This window comes from Pedobacter sp. 01N416 (assembly GCF_056399685.1).
In genome coordinates this window covers 1-723 of the sequence record NZ_JBFTRT010000999.1, presented here as the reverse complement: position 1 = coordinate 723, position 723 = coordinate 1, and the positions used below count along the sequence as shown (strand labels likewise).

The window sequence follows — 723 nt, the reverse complement described above, 5'->3', positions numbered from 1 at the left end:
GGTTTTAATCAGGGCTCATGGTGAGGCGCCATCAACCTATCAACTGGCTTTAGAAAATAACCTGACTTTAATAGATGCTTCATGTCCTGTTGTGCTGAAATTACAGAATAGGATTAAAAATTCACATGATGACGATGAGCAAGTACTTATTTTTGGTAAGCACGGGCACGCCGAGGTAATCGGATTACAAGGTCAAACAGATGGTAAGGCAATTGTTTTTCAGGATCTGGCCGAGCTGGATAATGTAGAATTGCCTGCTAAATTTACCCTATATAGCCAAACCACTAAAAGCACCGATAAATTTTATCACATTAAAGATGAATTATTGAGCCGTGGTTATGAAGTTAAGGCTAACGATACCATTTGCAGGCAAGTATCTAACCGTTACGAAGAGCTGGAAGATTTTGTAAGTCATTATGATAAAATCGTTTTCGTATCAGGCAAGAAATCTTCTAATGGAAAAGTGCTATACGATGTTTGTAAAAAACACAACGATAATTCTTATTTTATTTCGAATGTTGAAGAGTTAGATCAAACCTGGTTTAACGAAAATGATAAAGTTGGCATCTGCGGTGCTACTTCTACACCAATGTGGCTGATGGAAAAGGTTAAAGCCGCTTTGGAAAAATACTAGATTTATCATGAGAGGCGTCGCCCTGACCTGTAGCGTAGCGGAAAGCTACGAAGTAAACCGAGCTTTAAGCGAGCTCACCGAAGGTAATT

At 39.0% G+C, this 723-nt stretch carries 1 protein-coding gene; it reads left to right on the top strand.

The window, feature by feature from the left end; translation table 11 throughout:
• The coding region (locus AC1DND_RS28900) for a 4-hydroxy-3-methylbut-2-enyl diphosphate reductase (RefSeq protein WP_477586415.1) at positions 1 to 634 on the top strand (634 nt) is incomplete at its 5' end.
• Between the last annotated feature and the right edge of the window lie 89 nt (positions 635 to 723).